The following is a 15,485-nucleotide window of genomic DNA, read 5'->3' as shown; positions in this document are numbered from 1 at the left end:
AGGCGCGAGAAGTCGAAGCGGTCCCGCTTGGGTCTTTCGTTCGGATCAGGCCAGACCCCGCGAGCCCGGCGTGACCCAAACGAGAGCGCCTAGGCCCGGGCTCAGGCGTCTCCGCAGGCCACGGGGTGGGAGCGTTATAGAGCGGACAATCTGGGCACTGCAGTACGCCGGGGCCGTCGACGAGAACATCGAGAATTCTCCGTCGAAATGGTCAGTGAACCCTTCACCGCAGGGACGGAGGACCTGTCCACGTCGACGCGCCGCATCGTGGACCGCGCGGGCGGGGAGAACTGGGACGTCGTCGTGGCGCTCACCGACCTGCCGTTGCACGCAGGAAGGCGGAAGCTCGCCGTGGATCTGAGCCACGAACACGGCCTGGCCCTGCTGTCACTTCCCTCGCTGGGAGGCCTGCGCTTTCACCGCAGGGCGCGACGGGCGGTCGAGCGGGCGGTGCTCAGCCTGCTGGACGGGCGTCCCGCCAGCGCCCCGGAACCTCGCCACCCCGACCGCTGCGACGTCTCACCGGCCGTTTCGCCGGTGTTCACTCGGGTCCGGTCGACGACGAGGAGACCGCGGATAGCCGGTACGTCGTCAGCGGGCCGGGCGGCTACCTGAGGGTGCTCGGCGGCATGGTCCGGGCCAACAGGCCGTGGCGCCTGGTCCCGGACTCTCGAAGGCCCTGGCCGCGGCACTTGCTTCGGGAGCGATCTTCACCGTGAACGCCACGGTCTGGAATCTGGCCATCGCCCTGGACACCGCACGACTCGTGATCGCCACGATCGGGTCCATCGTCCTCATGATCGGCTGGCTGATCGTGGACGCGCATCTCTGGCACCGGGCGACGGGGGACTCGCCGCAGGCGAGAACGCGGGCAGCGCTCTACAACGCGTCGACGGTCGTGACCCTCGGCATCGGGGTGCTGGTCTGCTACGTGGGCTTGCTGATCGTCAACTTGCTGTGGGCGCTCTTCATCATCAACGGCGAGGTCTTCGCCTCGATGACCAAATCACCGCTGCGGGCGGCGGAGCACTGGACCCTGGCCTGGTTCGTCGCGTCGGTCGCCACGGTGGGCGGCGCGCTGGGCTCGGGCCTGGAGAGCGACGAGGCGGTCCGCGCGGCCGCCTATTCGAAACGCGAACAGGAACGCCGGCGCATGCTCGAGGAAGAGGGCGATCAGGACCGCCGCGCCTGCCAGCTGTACGGCGTATGCGGGCGCCCCTGAGGCATGCATGCCGGCGCAGCCTCGCGGACCAGCACCGCCATAGACGGGTGCACGCATGCAGCGACGTCCCGTCGTCAGAAGTGGATGTCAAAGGCCCCGGACCATGATCGGTCCGGGGCCTTTGCGCTGGTGCCCCCGGCAGGATTCGAACCTGCGACACCCGCTTTAGGAGAGCGGTGCTCTATCCCCTGAGCTACGAAGGCGCGGATCGTGGAAGATCCGGCGACTAGCCTAGCGGATCGTCGATCGGTCTTGGGGGCGTTCCGGTTTGGGCTGGTCAGGGGCGATGTGTGGGGGCATCGGGGCGTCGCGGACTGTCGCGCTTGACCTCAAGTTTGGTTGAGTTTCTACGTTTCTCTCGTCGGTCCCGGCGCGTTCACCGCATCCCCGGGGCGGCTTCCTCCTACGAGAGACGAGGACCTCATGTCCCATGCGCCCCTCAAGATCGGTGTGCTCATCGGGAGTGTTCGGCCCGGGCGGTTCGCCGACAAGGTGTGCCAGTGGTTCCTGTCCGAGATCGGGCGGCGGGACGACATGGAGACGCATGTCATCGATCTGTCCGAGCCCGTGCTCGCCGACGAGCTGAAGCTCACCCTCGAGCAGTCCGACGCGCCCACGCTGGCGCGGCGGATCGGTGGGCTCGACGGGTTCGTCGTCGTCACGCCCGAGTACAACCACGGCTACCCCGCCGCGCTCAAGCTCGCCATCGACTACGTCCACCGGGAGTGGCGGGCCAAGCCGGTCGGGTTCGTCTCGTACGGCGGGATGGCCGGCGGGCAGCGTGCCGTGGAGCAGTTGCGGCAGGTCTTCGCCGAGCTGCATGCCGTCACCCTGCGCGACACCGTCAGCTTCCACATGGCCTGGGAGCGGTTCGACGACGACGGGCGGCCGCACGACGAGGACGGCACCGCCAAGGCCGCCGCCGTCCTGCTGGACCAGCTCGCCTGGTGGGGGCTCACCCTGCGGGAGGGGCGTGCCGCTCGGCCCTACGACGGGTGAGAGGCCTGCGACGGATGAGGCTCTATGACAGCTGAGGCTCTATGACGGATGAGAGCTCATGACGGGATGAGCGGGGCGGTGGTCTTCACCGGGGGGCGGAAGTGATGTGTGTCGTCAGGCGTAGGTCGGCCTCCATGGCGCGTGCGGTCGCCAGTAGGTGTGGGAGTACCTCTTTCATGCATGCCTCCCTCGTCCTGCGAGCCCTGTGGATCGTCGCCTCGATCGCCGCCACCACCCGGCCCGTTCCGTCGCGTACCGGTACCGCCAGGGTGCGCAGGCCCGGTTCCGGGGCGTCGTACGTCACGGCGTGACCCTCGCGGGCGACGGTGTCCAGGTCGGTCGTCAAGGCGTCCGGGGCGGGGGCCTCGGGGTGGCACAGGGCCCGTTTGCGCAGGTCCGGAGGCAGATCCGACAGGAGGACCCGGCCCGCCGGGGTCGCGTGGGCCGGCTGTCGCGTGCCCACCTCCACCTCGAGGCTCAGCGCATGCGTGGGGGCGGTCGCGGCCGTGCACCGGGTTTCCTCGCCCGTCGAGGTCAGGGTGGCTAGGGAGACCGACTCGGTGAGGTGGGCGGACAGCTCCGTCAGGTGCGGGGTCGCCAGGTGGGACAAGGGCAGGCGGGACAGGGGTGGGAAGCCCAGTGACAGGACACGGGGGGTCAGGCGGAAGCCCCGGGTTCCCGAGCGGCGGACCAGGCCCAGGTGGGCGTAGGTGAGCAGGGCCCGGCGGGCCGTGGCGCGGGGCAGGCCGGTCGCGCGGGCCACGTCGGTCAACGTCAGCTCGCCGCGGCCCTCGCCGAACGCGGTCAGGACCGTCAGTCCGCGCGCCAGGGACTCGACGAACTCCCGGCCCAGTTCCTGCTTGGACGCGCTCGTCCAGGAGGCCAGTCCCGAGGGACCGGCGCCGGGCCGGGCGGCCGGTGCGTCGCGCAGGGCGCGTTCCATCGCCGTCGCCGTGCCACGGAGGCGGGGGAGGACCGTTTCGCGCAGTCCGGCGGCGGTGTGGCGGCCGGTGTGGCTGACCACGCTCGCCGCGCAGACGATCCGGCCGCCCTCGGCCGCGTCGCGGACCGGTACGGAAAGGGTGAGCAGGCCGGGTTCGGTGAGTTCGTCGTCCTCCGCCCAGCCGTTCCGCGCGGCCGTCTTCGCTCGGTCCTCGAAGTCGGCCCATGGTTCGGAACACGGACGGCGGGCGCGCCATGACTGCCAGTCCGTGTCCGTCCACTCCGTCGCGAACAGCGCGCCCGGCGCCGTACGGTCGGCGGGGTGCAGGGTGCCCAACGGGAAGCCGAGGGGCAGCCTCCGGCGATGGCCGGACCGGTGGACGAGGCGGACGCCGTCCCGGTCGGGGACCGTCAGTGTCACCGACTCGTCCAGCTCCTCGGCGAGCGCGCCGGCGTGCGGTGCGAGCTGGGCGGGCCAGCCGAGGGCGGCGAGGTAGGCGTTGCCGAGTTCCAGCACGCGGGGTGCCAGCGCCACGTCGCGGCCGTCCATACGGACGTATCCCATGCGGGCGAAGGTGGAGGCGATGCGGTCGACGGTGGAGCGGGCGAGGCCCGTGGCGCGTTCCAGGGCGCTCGGGCTCAGGGTGCCGCCCGCCTCCGTCAGGCGGCGCAGTACGGTCACGCCGCGGATCAGCGGGGCGACCGCCTCGGCGGGTACGGCCGGGCCACCCCGTGCGGCGCCGGCATCGGCATCCGCCGCAGCATCGCGGCCACGTGCGCCGGCGACCCCACCGTCATCGGCGCCGGCGCCGGCGCCGGCACGGGCACCCACACCGTCGTACAGCATCCTCTTCGCGGGCATCTGCTCTCCGGTGCGGCGGTCGCGGCAGCCCCCACCGTAGACCGGCCGGCCGATCACCGCAGGTCATCGCTCCCGTGTCACCCGTACCCGGTACGCCCCGGCCTCGTCCACGCCCACCACCGCGACCCGCACGCCCCGCTTGCCGTCGTCGAAGGCCTCGCCCGGCGTGAAGGTCGCGTCCGACAATTCGGCGTGCACGTTGGGGCTGCGGGTGCAGCCGCCGCTGTCCTCCTGGGAGTCGTGGACCTTCACCGGGCCCATCCCGGTGTCGACGTCCGCGTCGACCCGGTAGACGAGGACGCCGGGGCGGCAGACGGCCTCGTCGTTGCCCTCGCGGGTGCGCACTTCCAGGGCGTAGCCGGAGCGCGGGCCCAGCGGGACGAAGACCAGCTTGGGGCCGCCCTTGCGGGCCAGCGGGGTGAGGGAGTAGTCGTCGGTGCCGGGGGCGGACGCGCAGCGGACCTGGGAGTCGTCCAGCCAGCCCAGCTTCCACTTGTGCCAGCCGAGCAGGTCGTTGTTGGCCCCCCAGTCCTCGCTCATGATGTCCCAGTGGCCGACCGCGCCGCCTCCCTCCGCGGTGTAGAGGTCGGGCAGGCCGAAGACATGGCCGTTCTCGTGGGGGAGGACCCGGTAGCCGGTGCGGTGGTAGGTGCCGGAGCCGTCGTCCTGGCGGGAGTACACGAAGGAGGCGTTGGTGACGGAGACACCGTCCGCCACCGGCGCCTCCACATTGCCGGCGAACGTCACCGACAGGACGGTGTCGAGGGCGGAGGGCCCGGCGTTCGGGGTGACGAGGACGTTCAGGAAGTCGTACGACTGGAAGTCGACGCGTGCGTCGGCGGCGACCACGATGTCCTGGACCAGCCGGCGGTACCCGGGGTCGAAGGGGGCGCCGCGCTCTATGCCGTACTCGCGGAACGACTTGGGCATCCGCAGCCAGTCCGGGATCGGGGTCTCGGCGCGGTAGTCGAGGCGGCCGTAGGAGCTGGTGCGGAACCAGTCCCGGGTCTGCGGGAAGAACTCGCGGTAGCGGTCGAGGGCGTCGCCCGGGCCGGGGGCGTCGGGGAAGTCGACCATCAGGGTGAGGGCGCGGACGGTGCCGGTGGAGCGGGCGTAGCCGCGCGGGGTGGGCACGCCCTCGGACATCTGGACCGTCGGCGGGCCGCTGATCATGCAGGGTCCGAGTGCCGTGGAGTGCTCCGGGGATATCGGTCCGGCCCCGGCCACCGTGGAGGTGCCCGCCGTGAGGTGCCCGGTGCCCGCCGACGTGCCGACCGCGAGGATCAGCGAGGTCACGGAGGCGAGGGCGGCCACACGGCGGGGACGTATCCGGCGGTTCGGCTGCATGCATGGGCCCTTTCAGTCCATGGCAGCCCGCCGGACCGCGCGCTGCACCCTCTCGATCACCCTGTGTCGAGGGATGCGGGCGCGCGCGTTGAAGGAGACCGAACGTGGGTTCCGGGCCTGGTCAGCGACGTCCGGGAATGTGACTCAGGTCACAGGAATATGGGCAGCGGGCGGGAAATAACCGGGGACCCCCTCCCCGTTTAGACCTGTGTCCGCGCGAAATGGGGAGCCCTTCCCCGGATCGTCGAAACCGGGTCACAGGACCAGGGGAACCGGGTCACAGAATCTCGGGGAACCGGGTCGCAGAACCCCGGGGGAACCGGACACCGAGCATCACAGGAGACGAGGAGTACACCGTGCAGACCGCCACCCCCGCAGCGCGCAAGGCGCCCCGGCCGCGCGCCGACGCCCTGCGCAACCGGGAGCGGATCGTCACCGCCGCCCGCGAGATGTTCGTCGAGCACGGCCCCGACGTGCCGCTCGACGACATCGCCCGCCGGGCCGGCGTCGGCAACGCCACGGTGTACCGCAACTTCCCCGACCGTGACGCGCTGGTGCGCGAGGTCGTCTGCTCCGTCATGGACCGTACGGTGGCGGCGGCCGAGCTGGCGCTCGCACAGACCGGGGACGCCTTCGAGGCCCTGGAGCGCTTCGTGCACGCCGCCGCCGACGAGCGGATCAGTGCGCTGTGCCCGATGGTCCAGAGCACGTTCGACCAGCACCATCCGGATCTGGAGGCGTCGCGCGAGCGGTGCGAGAGCCTCATCGCCGCGATCATGGACCGCGCGAAGGCGGCGGGGCAGCTCCGGTCCGACGTGGACGTCGGCGACGTCATGATCGCCGCGGCCCAGCTCAGCCGGCCCCCGGCCGGCACGGGGTGCGACCTCGCGGACCGCTACGTCCACCGCCATCTGCAGCTGTTCCTGGACGGACTGCGGGCACCGGCCCGCTCCACCCTTCCCGGTACGGCTCTGACCATGGAGGACCTGCGCAAGGCCTGACGCGACCCGTCCAGAAGCCCATAAGTCCAGGAGCCCAGGAGCCCAGGAGTCCAGCAGCCCCTAAGCCCAGGAGTCCGGAAGCACATGTCCTGAACAACCTGAACGACCTGAACCACCTGACCGAACCGATCAGTTCGTAGCGAACCGCGACCCACCCGCCTCTTCCGCGCGGGGGTCGTGATCACACAGCCGTCGTCAGCGGCCGTCACAGCCGACGAGCCGTCCCCTTTCCTTTCACTTTTTCCGTCACGAAGTCCCGAAGTGGGTACCCCCATGTCTGAAACAGCCGCGAAGGCTCCCGGCAGTGCCCTCGGCGCCGCCGATCCCAACCGATGGAAGGCGCTCGCCTTCATCGCGATAGCCCAGCTGATGGTCGTCCTGGACGCGACGATCGTGAACATCGCGCTGCCCTCCGCCCAGCAGGACCTGGGCATCTCCGACGGCAACCGGCAGTGGGTCGTCACGGCCTACGCCCTCGCCTTCGGCGGTCTGCTGCTGTTCGGCGGGCGTATCGCCGACCTCTGGGGCCGCAAGCGGGCCTTCGTGGTCGGTCTGGGCGGTTTCGCCGCAGCCTCCGCCCTGGGCGGGGCGGCCACCAACGAGGCCATGATGTTCGGCGCCCGCGCGCTGCAGGGCGCGTTCGGCGCGCTGCTCGCCCCGGCCGCGCTCTCCCTGCTCGCGGTGATGTTCACCGACGCCAAGGAGCGCGCGAAGGCATTCGGCATCTACGGCGCGATCGCCGGTGGTGGCGGTGCCGTCGGCCTGATCCTCGGCGGGTTCCTCACCGAGTACCTCGACTGGCGCTGGACGTTCTTCGTGAACATCCCGTTCGCCATCGTCGCCGCGCTCGGCGCCTGGTACGTCATCCGTGAGCCGCAGGGCAGCCGCAACCGCTCCACGCTCGACATCCCCGGCGTCATCCTCTCCACCCTCGGCCTGGTCGCGCTGGTGTACGGCTTCACCCGCGCCGAGTCCGACGGCTGGAGCGACGCCACCACGATCGGCATGTTCGTCGCCTCCGGTGTGCTGCTGCTGGCCTTCGTGATCGTGGAGGCCCGGGTCAAGGCCCCGCTGCTGCCGCTGCGCGTGGTCACCGAGCGCAACCGCGGCGGTGTCTACCTCTCGCTCGGCCTCGCGATCATCGCGATGTTCGGCCTGTTCCTGTTCCTGACGTACTACCTGCAGATCGTGAAGGGCTACTCGCCGGTCAAGACCGGCTTCGCCTTCCTGCCGATGATCGCGGGCATGATCACCGGGTCCACCCAGATCGGCACCCGGCTGATGACCCGGGTCGCGCCGCGGCTGCTGATGGGCCCCGGCTTCCTGGTGGCCGCGCTCGGCATGCTGCTGCTGACCCAGCTGGAGATCGGCTCCTCGTACGCCGCGCTCCTGCTGCCCGCGATGCTGCTGCTCGGCCTCGGCATGGGCACCGCGTTCATGCCGGCCATGTCGCTGGCCACCCTGGGCGTCAAGCCGCAGGACGCCGGTGTCGCCTCGGCCATGGTCAACACCTCGCAGCAGGTGGGCGGCGCGATCGGTACGGCGCTGCTGAACACGATCGCCGCCTCGGCGACCACGTCCTACATCGACGACCACATCGCAGGCGCGTCCAGCCGGTCCCAGCAGCAGCTGGTCCAGGCGCAGGGCCTGGTGCAGGGCTACACCGCCGCCATCTGGTTCGCCGTCGGCATCCTGGTCGCGGCCGCGCTCATCGCCCTGACCCTGATCAACGCCGGCCGTCCCGGCGGCACGGCGGTGGCGTCCTCCGAGGAGGGCGCCGAGGAGGAACTCCCGGTGCCGGTCGTCGCGCACTGACGCACGAACGACCACGGCCTTGACGGCCGTACCCCGAGGGACCAGGCGTGCGTACGGGGAAGGGGACGCTCGGTACGTACGCCGCGAAGGACCTGCCCCGGCTCGCTGGAACGAGCGGTTCAGCGCAGCCAGGGCAGGTCCGCACCCGCTTCGCTCGGCTGCAGGCCCTCGGCGACGATCTTCATGATCTCGCCGAGGGCCTTCTGCTGTTCGGGGCTCAGCCGGTCGAACAGCGCCTGCCGTACGGCCTGTACGTGGCCGGGCGCGGTCCGGCGCAGCACCTCCAGCCCCTCGTCGGTCAGCACGGCGAACTGGCCCCGCTTGTCGTCGGGGCAGTTCTCGCGGCGCAGCCAGCCGTTGCCCTCCAGCCGGGCGACGGCGTGCGAGAGCCGGGAGCGGGTGATCTTCGCGTACATCGCCAGCTCGGTCATCCGCAGCCGGCGCTCGGGGGACTCGGCGAGCGCGACGAGGAGCCCGTAGTAGAGATGGGGCATGCCCGCGTCCCGCTGGAGCTGACGGTCCAGATGGTCGTCGAGCAGGGTCGTGGCCTCTATGTACGAGCGCCAGACGCGCTGCTGGTCCGCGGTGAGCCAGCGGGCCTCCTCCGCCGGGGCGGAGCTCGGTGCGGTGTTCATGCTCTCCACTGTACGAGCACGCTTCTTGAACTTTGAACTATCTCGGCGTACCGTCAGGGGAGTAGACGCTTTAGATTTGAAGCACTTAGGGAGTGGCCCGTAATGTCCGCTGTTCAGGAGCGCATGCCCGCCCTCTACCTCAGCCACGGAGCCCCACCGCTCGCCGACGACCCCGTCTGGCCCGGCGAACTCGCCGCCTGGTCGGCCGCGCTGCCGCGCCCCAAGGCGATCCTCGTCGTCTCCGCGCACTGGGAGGAGGCCCCGCTCGCCCTCGGCGCCACCGAGGCCGTGCCGCTCGTCCACGACTTCTGGGGCTTCCCCGAGCACTACTACCGGGTGACCTACCCCGCCCCCGGCGCTCCCGAGCTCGCCGAGTCCGTACGCAAGCTGCTGCGCGCCCCCGGCACGCCCGTGCAGGACATCCCCGACCGCGGCCTCGACCACGGCGCCTACGTCCCGCTCGTCGAGATGTACCCCGACGCCGACATCCCCGTCCTGCAGATCTCCATGCCCACCCTCGACCCCGTGCGGCTCATGGACGTCGGCCGCAAGCTGGCCCCGCTGCGGGACGAAGGCGTGCTGATCATCGGCTCCGGCTTCTTCACCCACAACCTCGCCGCGCTGCGTCAGGGCGGAATACCGTCCTGGTCGGTGGAGTTCGACGAGTGGGGACGCCGCGCCCTGGAGCACCGCGACTGGGACGCACTGCTGGACTTCCTCCACAAGGCGCCGGCCGGCCGCTACGCCCACCCCCGCACCGAGCACTTCGCCCCACTGTTCGTGACCATGGGTGCGGCCGACGCGGCGGGCGAGCCGGGCGGTCAGAAGTCGGTGATCGACGGGTTCTGGATGGGACTGGCGAAGCGGTCGGTGCAGTTCGGCTGAGTTTCTTCGCCGGTGAGCTTCTTCGCCGGGCGGTGGACGGCCGAAACGAGTCCCTGCGGATCTCCCCGGGGATCTCCTGTGGCCTCTCGGGGGTGTCCGCGGGCGAAGCGGCCCCTCCTGGCAACCTTCCGCGGGTACGGGCCGTCTTCAGGGAGGGAAGGGCAGCCGACGGCGGCACTCCTCCTCCGAATGGACGGCGACAGCGATGTGAGCGGAGTCTCACCCCTTCCCCCCGTCCGGCGTCGACGAAGACACCGGATCCTGGCGGATCCCGTCTGACCTGCGGCTCCGCGGCCCGTTCAGGGGCCGGTCGCGCGTGTGGCCCAGCAGGATACTGCAAGATCAGAAAAATAGGGGGGTGCGTTGGGAATTCTGTCCTGATTCAAGTCGTTGTTCCCATCGAATGCCGGGCACTCGAGAAGAGTCCCAAGCGTTCAAAGGACCACCCGCCAGCCCAATCGCAAGGGAGCACGCATGGCAACCCGTGCCGTCGCCCGTCGTCAGTCCGCCACCGGCGAGGCCGTCGACGCGGCCAGCAGTGTTCGCGCCCATGGCGGCGAGATCGCGGACCGCGACCTGGTCGGCATGTACCTCGACGAGATCGCCCGTACGCCGCTGCTCGACGCCGCGAAAGAGGTCGAGCTGTCGCAGATCATCGAGGCGGGTGTGTTCGCACAGCAGGTCCTCGACGGGTACGAGGAGTCCAAGGCCGACGCCACCCGTGAGGAGCTGGAGGCCCTGATCGCCGACGGCGAGCGGGCCAAGGACGTCTTCATCCGCTCCAACCTGCGACTGGTCGTCGCCGTGGCCCGCCGCTACCCCCGCAGCGGCCTGCCCCTGCTCGACCTGATCCAGGAGGGGAACGCCGGTCTGGTGCGCGCGGTCGAGAAGTTCGACTACCGCAAGGGCTTCAAGTTCTCCACGTACGCCACGTGGTGGATCCGCCAGGCCATCACCCGGTCCATAGCCGACCAGTCCCGGACCATCCGCCTCCCCGTCCACCTGGTCGAGGAGCTGGGCCGGATCCGGCGCGTGCAGCGCGAGTTCAACCGCGAGCACGGCCGTGACCCGGAGCCCGCGGAGATCGCCGCCGAACTCGGCTCGACCCCGGAGCGTGTGACGGACGTCCTGGACTGGGCCCGCGACCCCGTCTCGCTGAACATGTCGGTGGACGACGAGGGCGAGACCCAGTTCGGCGACCTGCTGGAGGACACCTCCGCCGTCTCGCCCGAGCAGTCCGTCCTGACCCTGCTGCGCAGCGAGGAGCTGGACGACCTGATCGGCCGCCTCGACCAGCGCACGGCGTCCATCATCAAGATGCGGTACGGCATCGATGACGGCCGCGAGCGCACGCTGACCGAGGTGGGCAAGGAGCACGGTCTGACCCGCGAGCGCATCCGCCAGATCGAGAAGCACGCCCTGCTGGAGCTGAAGAAGCTGGCGCGCAGCACCGGCTTCGACGCGGCCGCGTAGATCGCGCGGCCGCGGGGGCGGCATCCTCATCCTCCGTACGGCCGGAGGGCGGCGTCGGCGGCACCCGCGAGGGGCGTGCGCCGGGTGGCGAAAGACCGCGCAAACATGGCGCCGGAACGCCGCTTGAGGCCCCGGGGTCCAGGGAACAAGACCTCAGGGCAAGGGAGTTCGACCCGGCAAGGGAGTTCGACCCTTCACCCACGGACCACGTCCCGACGCACTCCCCCCGGCGCCGGGACTTTCCCCGAGCCGGGCTTCGGCGCCCATCCCCCCTGGGCGCCGGGCCCGGCTCGACCCACGTCCGCCCCCGTGCGGGCGGGGCGATTCCGGGTGGAACAAAGGGCCACCCCGTACCTGAACCACGGGGTGACCCCTCGGATGGCAGATTGTGTCACATGGGCATAGCCTGCAGCATGTGAGCAGCCCCACCCCCGCACCTGACCCGGCCACCGCCTCCCTCACGGAACGACGCAAGGCGGCGACCCGCATGGACATCGCCCGCACCGCGGCCGCCCTGTTCGTACGGCAGGGACTGAAGGCGACCCGCGCCGAGGACATCGCACAGGCCGCCGGCGTCGCACCGCGCACCTTCTACCGGTACTTCGCGACCAAGGAGGAGGCGGTGGCGCCGCTCTACGCGGACGGCGCCGACCGCTGGACGCGGGCGGTCCACGACGCCCCCGCCGCACTGTCGGTGCCGGAGGCCCTGGAGCACGCGGTCCGGCACACGCTCACCCCCGGCGAGGGCATCTCCGGAGCATCCTGGGAGTGGACCCGCACCCTGGTCCGCCTCGCCCTCGACGACCCGGCGCTGCACCGGGTGTGGGCGGAGGTCGGCCATGCCACCGAGGCCCGGCTGGCCACGGCGCTGGCGGCGCGCGGCGCGGGCGACAACGTTGCCCCCGGCCTCGCCTTCCCCGCGGCGGTGGCCTCCGCCGCGGTCCGGGTGGCGGTGGAGACCTGGGCCACCGGAGACGCCCCGGCCGACGGCCCGGAGGGCCCCCGGGCGCTGGCCCTGGCCAACCTGGAGGCTCTGAAGGATTTCCCGTGGGGTGAAGCCGGGATCTAGGCGGAAGCGGCGCGGCTCAACCGCCCGCCCAACTCCCTCACGGATGTCACCAGTTCCTCGGGCGACTCGACCGTGAAGTCGCAGCCCGCCATCGCGAGCCGCACCGCCATCCACTCCAGGGGGCCCCCGGCCGTCCCCCGCACCCGGCAGGTCCGCCCGTCCTCCAGCGGCTCCGGCGCACCGAGCCACCCCGGCAGCCGCGCGGCGACGAACTCCGCGGGCGCGTCGAACGTCACGGAGAACTCGTACGACTCCTGCCAGCCCCACATGGACCGGCGCAGATACTCCGCGGCGCTCCCCGTGGGCAGTTCCCGCGGGGCGAACCGGGCGCCGGTCGCGAACGGCTCGCTCACCCGGTCCACCCGGAACGTCCGCCAGTCGTCCCGGTCGAGGTCGTAGGCGACGAGGTACCAGCGCCGCCCGGTCGACACCAGCCGGTACGGCTCGGTCAGTCGGCGTGACGCGGTGCCGTCCTTCGCGCGGTACGCGAACCGCAGCCGCTCCCGTCCGGCCACGGTCGAGGCCATGACGGTGAGCGTCTCGGGCGCGATGCTCGCCCCGTCCCCGCTGGCCAGCGGTGTGGTCGCGGCCTGCAGGGTGCTCACCCGGTGCCGCAGGCGGGCGGGCAGCACCTGCTCCAGTTTCGCCAGGGCCCGTACGGACGCCTCCTCGATGCCCTCGACGGCGTGCCCGGCGCCGGCCCGCAGGCCCACCGCGATCGCCACGGCCTCCTCGTCGTCCAGGACGAGCGGGGGCATCGCCTTGCCCGCGACGAGCCGGTAGCCGCCGTCGGACCCCTTGGTCGCCTGGACGGGATAACCGAGCTCCCGCAGCCGGTCGATGTCACGGCGGACCGTGCGCCGCGACACCCCGAGCCGGTCGGCGAGCTCACCGCCGGGCCACTCGCGGGGTGTCTGGAGGAGGGACAGGAGGGTCAGCAGCCGTGCCGGAGTGTCCGTCGTCATGCGTCCGAGCATGCCGTATGTCTAGGACATGATCTGACCTAATCGGGCCGTAGCTTCGTTCCATGACCTCAGCGGAGCGCAGGACAGCGACACAGCGACAGCGAACGACAGCGGTGGACGGGCCGACCCTCACGAAGGCCGCCGACGGGAAAGACGGCCCCTCGGGCCCCGAGGCAGGCACGGAACCGGATCCCGGAGTGGCTCCCGCGGACCGCCGCCGCTGGTTCGCCCTGGCCATCGTGATGACCGCGGCCTTCATGGACCTCGTGGACGTCACGATCGTCAACATCGCCATCCCGTCGATCCAGCGCGAGAGCGGGGCCACGTTCAGCCAGATCCAGTGGATCACCGCGGGATACGCCCTCGCCTTCGCCGCGGGCCTGATCACGGGGGGCCGGCTCGGCGACATCCACGGCCGTAAGCGGGTGTTCCTCGTGGGCATCGGCGGCTTCACCCTCGCCTCCGCGCTGTGCGGCTTCGCCGTCGACCCGGAGATGCTGGTCGCCTCCCGCATCCTGCAGGGCGCGATGGCCGCGCTGATGGTGCCGCAGGTCCTGTCGATCGTCCACGCGACCTTCCCGGCGCACGAACGGGGCAAGGTGTTCGGCCTGTTCGGCGCGATCGTCGGCCTGGGCGCGGTCAGCGGGCCGCTGCTCGGCGCGCTGCTGACGGAGGGCGACCTGTTCGGGCTGGCCTGGCGCCCGATCTTCCTGATCAACCTGCCGGTCGGCATCGCCGGCCTGCTGCTCGGCAGCCGTTTCATCACCGAGTCGAAGGCGCCGAAGGCCCTGAAGCTGGATCTGGTGGGCGTCGCGCTGGTCACCCTCGGACTGCTGATGCTGCTCTACCCGCTGACCCGGGGCCGCGAGCTGGGCTGGCCGCTGTGGGGGTACGTGTCGATGGGCGGCTCGCTCGTCGTGCTGGGGGCGCTGGTGGCGTACGAGCGGCGCAAGGGCGCGCGTGACGGCTCGCCGCTGGTCGAACTGTCCCTGTTCAGGGTGAAGAGCTTCGCGGCCGGCATCGCCGTCCAGACGGTCTTCGGCGTCGCGCTCGGCATCTTCTTCCTGGTCTGGACGCTGTACATGCAGTACGGCCTGGGCTGGGGGCCGCTGAAGGCCGGTCTCACCGGCATCCCGTTCTCGATCGCCGTGTCCACGGCGGCCGGTCTGTCCGTCCAGCAACTCGTCCCGCGCTTCGGCCGCAAGGTGCTCCAGGCGGGCGCGCTGACCATGGGTGCCGGCGTCCTGCTCTACATCTGGGAGGCCGGCCGGTACGGCCTGTCCATCACCCCGTGGCAGATGGCGCTGCCCCTGGTCGTGATGGGGATCGGCATGGGCCTGATCGTGGCCCCGCTGACGGACGCGATCCTCTCCGAGGTGCCGCGCGGGCACTCCGGTTCGGCGTCCGGCCTGATCAACACGGTCCAGCAGATGGGCAACGCCCTCGGCCTCGGCCTGGTCTCCGTCGTCTTCTTCGGCGTCGTCGACGACCGCCTGACCCGGGCCACCACCCGCACCGAGGCGAGCACGGCCTTCGCGGACGGCTTCCAGCACGCGCTGGTGTGGGTGGCGGTGGTGATGGGCGTCATCTTCCTGCTGATGTGGGCCCTGCCGGCACGACCGGCGGTGCATCGGGAGGGCGAGGAGAACGAAGCCGTCGATGCCGCCGAGAACACCGAGGACACCGAGGGGCGCGACGAGGGTGCGCGCGCCGGGCGCGCGCGCTCCACAACGGCTCAGGACACACCCTCCGAGCAGGAGGAACGGCTCGCGCACGCGCTCTGACGCCCCGGATAGCTCCCCCCTGGTGGGCCCGCCCTGGGACGGAATGTAATCTGCGACACACAAACGTTCTGTGCGGGCCCGCGCAGGACACGCCAGCGTCCTGTGCGGGCCCGCAGAGGACGGACGAACGAGAAGCGGCAGGCGTCATGGCATCGAGAGAACAGGCTGCTCCGGCGGAGGCGGCGGCGTCGGAGACCGCGTCGTGGCTCCCCACCCTCTCGGCACTCTCCCTGGGTGAGCTCGCCACGCTCGACCCCTCGGCGCTGGACGCGCCCCTCGAGCAGCTCAAGCGCCGCGTCAACAAACCGCTCTCCACCATCGCCGGAAGTTCGGGCAGCTAGGGCCTCTCGTTTGGATCATGCCGGGCTCGCGGGGTCTGGCACCGCACCTCGCCGCGTTGTCGTCGGTTGCCATGGCTCCGCCATGGCGCCCTCCTCCGCCTTGCGATGCACGGCACCAGACCCCGCTCCCTCATCCGGCCTGATC

Annotated in this window: 12 protein-coding genes, 1 tRNA gene and 1 pseudogene; 9 read left to right on the top strand and 5 right to left on the bottom strand. The window is 71.2% G+C overall.

Features of this window, described 5'->3' with window-relative positions; translation table 11 throughout:
- The first annotated feature begins 150 nt into the window (after positions 1-150).
- Positions 151-1,222: pseudogene (locus DC008_RS14650) on the top strand (hypothetical protein).
- Between the two features lie 127 nt (positions 1,223-1,349).
- Here DC008_RS14650 and DC008_RS14645 read toward each other — a convergent pair.
- Positions 1,350-1,425 (bottom strand) — tRNA-Arg (locus DC008_RS14645).
- Positions 1,426-1,645: 220 nt separating this feature from the next.
- Here DC008_RS14645 and DC008_RS14640 point away from each other — a divergent pair.
- Entirely contained in the window at positions 1,646-2,221 is a 576-nt protein-coding gene (locus tag DC008_RS14640; protein WP_108707372.1) for an NADPH-dependent FMN reductase, read from the top strand.
- 85 nt (positions 2,222-2,306) lie between these two features.
- On the opposite strand, the gene DC008_RS14635 is transcribed toward DC008_RS14640, so the two are convergent.
- Positions 2,307-4,025, bottom strand: coding sequence for an IclR family transcriptional regulator domain-containing protein (locus tag DC008_RS14635; RefSeq protein WP_244221356.1), 1,719 nt, complete (start codon positions 4,023-4,025; stop codon positions 2,307-2,309).
- Between the two features lie 63 nt (positions 4,026-4,088).
- The gene (locus tag DC008_RS14630; protein ID WP_108707371.1) at positions 4,089-5,372 is read right to left on the bottom strand and encodes a M6 family metalloprotease domain-containing protein; all 1,284 of its coding nucleotides are present in this window, start codon (positions 5,370-5,372) and stop codon (positions 4,089-4,091) included.
- 356 nt (positions 5,373-5,728) lie between these two features.
- Between DC008_RS14630 and DC008_RS14625 the strand changes: the two genes are divergently transcribed.
- Both DC008_RS14625 and DC008_RS14620 read left to right on the top strand, forming a co-directional pair.
- On the top strand, positions 5,729-6,373 hold the full coding sequence (locus tag DC008_RS14625) for a TetR/AcrR family transcriptional regulator (RefSeq protein ID WP_208645865.1): 645 nt from the start codon (positions 5,729-5,731) through the stop codon (positions 6,371-6,373).
- A 273-nt stretch (positions 6,374-6,646) separates the two neighbouring features.
- Positions 6,647-8,188: an MFS transporter gene (locus tag DC008_RS14620; protein ID WP_108707370.1), complete on the top strand. Its 1,542-nt coding sequence runs from the start codon at positions 6,647-6,649 to the stop codon at positions 8,186-8,188.
- Between the two features lie 119 nt (positions 8,189-8,307).
- Here the strand turns inward: DC008_RS14620 and DC008_RS14615 are convergent, their stop codons facing one another.
- Positions 8,308-8,823, bottom strand: coding sequence for a MarR family winged helix-turn-helix transcriptional regulator (locus tag DC008_RS14615; RefSeq protein ID WP_108707369.1), 516 nt, complete (start codon positions 8,821-8,823; stop codon positions 8,308-8,310).
- Positions 8,824-8,925: 102 nt separating this feature from the next.
- Between DC008_RS14615 and DC008_RS14610 the strand changes: the two genes are divergently transcribed.
- The 3 genes from DC008_RS14610 to DC008_RS14600 all read left to right on the top strand — a co-directional run bounded on the left by DC008_RS14610 (position 8,926) and on the right by DC008_RS14600 (position 12,250).
- Positions 8,926-9,708, top strand: coding sequence for a dioxygenase family protein (locus tag DC008_RS14610; protein WP_108707368.1), 783 nt, complete (start codon positions 8,926-8,928; stop codon positions 9,706-9,708).
- A 474-nt stretch (positions 9,709-10,182) separates the two neighbouring features.
- On the top strand, positions 10,183-11,181 hold the full coding sequence (locus DC008_RS14605) for a sigma-70 family RNA polymerase sigma factor (RefSeq protein WP_108707367.1): 999 nt from the start codon (positions 10,183-10,185) through the stop codon (positions 11,179-11,181).
- A 415-nt stretch (positions 11,182-11,596) separates the two neighbouring features.
- On the top strand, positions 11,597-12,250 hold the full coding sequence (locus DC008_RS14600) for a TetR/AcrR family transcriptional regulator (RefSeq protein WP_341867289.1): 654 nt from the start codon (positions 11,597-11,599) through the stop codon (positions 12,248-12,250).
- Here the strand turns inward: DC008_RS14600 and DC008_RS14595 are convergent.
- On the bottom strand, positions 12,247-13,215 hold the full coding sequence (locus DC008_RS14595; RefSeq protein ID WP_108710693.1) for a helix-turn-helix transcriptional regulator: 969 nt from the start codon (positions 13,213-13,215) through the stop codon (positions 12,247-12,249). The two genes, DC008_RS14600 and DC008_RS14595, sit on opposite strands and share 4 nt — an antisense overlap.
- A 242-nt stretch (positions 13,216-13,457) precedes the next feature.
- Here DC008_RS14595 and DC008_RS14590 point away from each other — a divergent pair, with 242 nt between their 5' ends.
- On the top strand, positions 13,458-14,999 hold the full coding sequence (locus tag DC008_RS14590) for an MFS transporter (RefSeq protein WP_244221492.1): 1,542 nt from the start codon (positions 13,458-13,460) through the stop codon (positions 14,997-14,999).
- Between the two features lie 146 nt (positions 15,000-15,145).
- Entirely contained in the window at positions 15,146-15,340 is a 195-nt protein-coding gene (locus DC008_RS14585; protein WP_108707364.1) for a hypothetical protein, read from the top strand.
- The last annotated feature ends 145 nt before the right edge of the window (positions 15,341-15,485 follow it).

Source organism: Streptomyces nigra (assembly GCF_003074055.1).
Lineage (GTDB): Bacteria > Actinomycetota > Actinomycetes > Streptomycetales > Streptomycetaceae > Streptomyces > Streptomyces nigra.
This window is presented reverse-complemented; position numbering and strand designations above follow the sequence as displayed.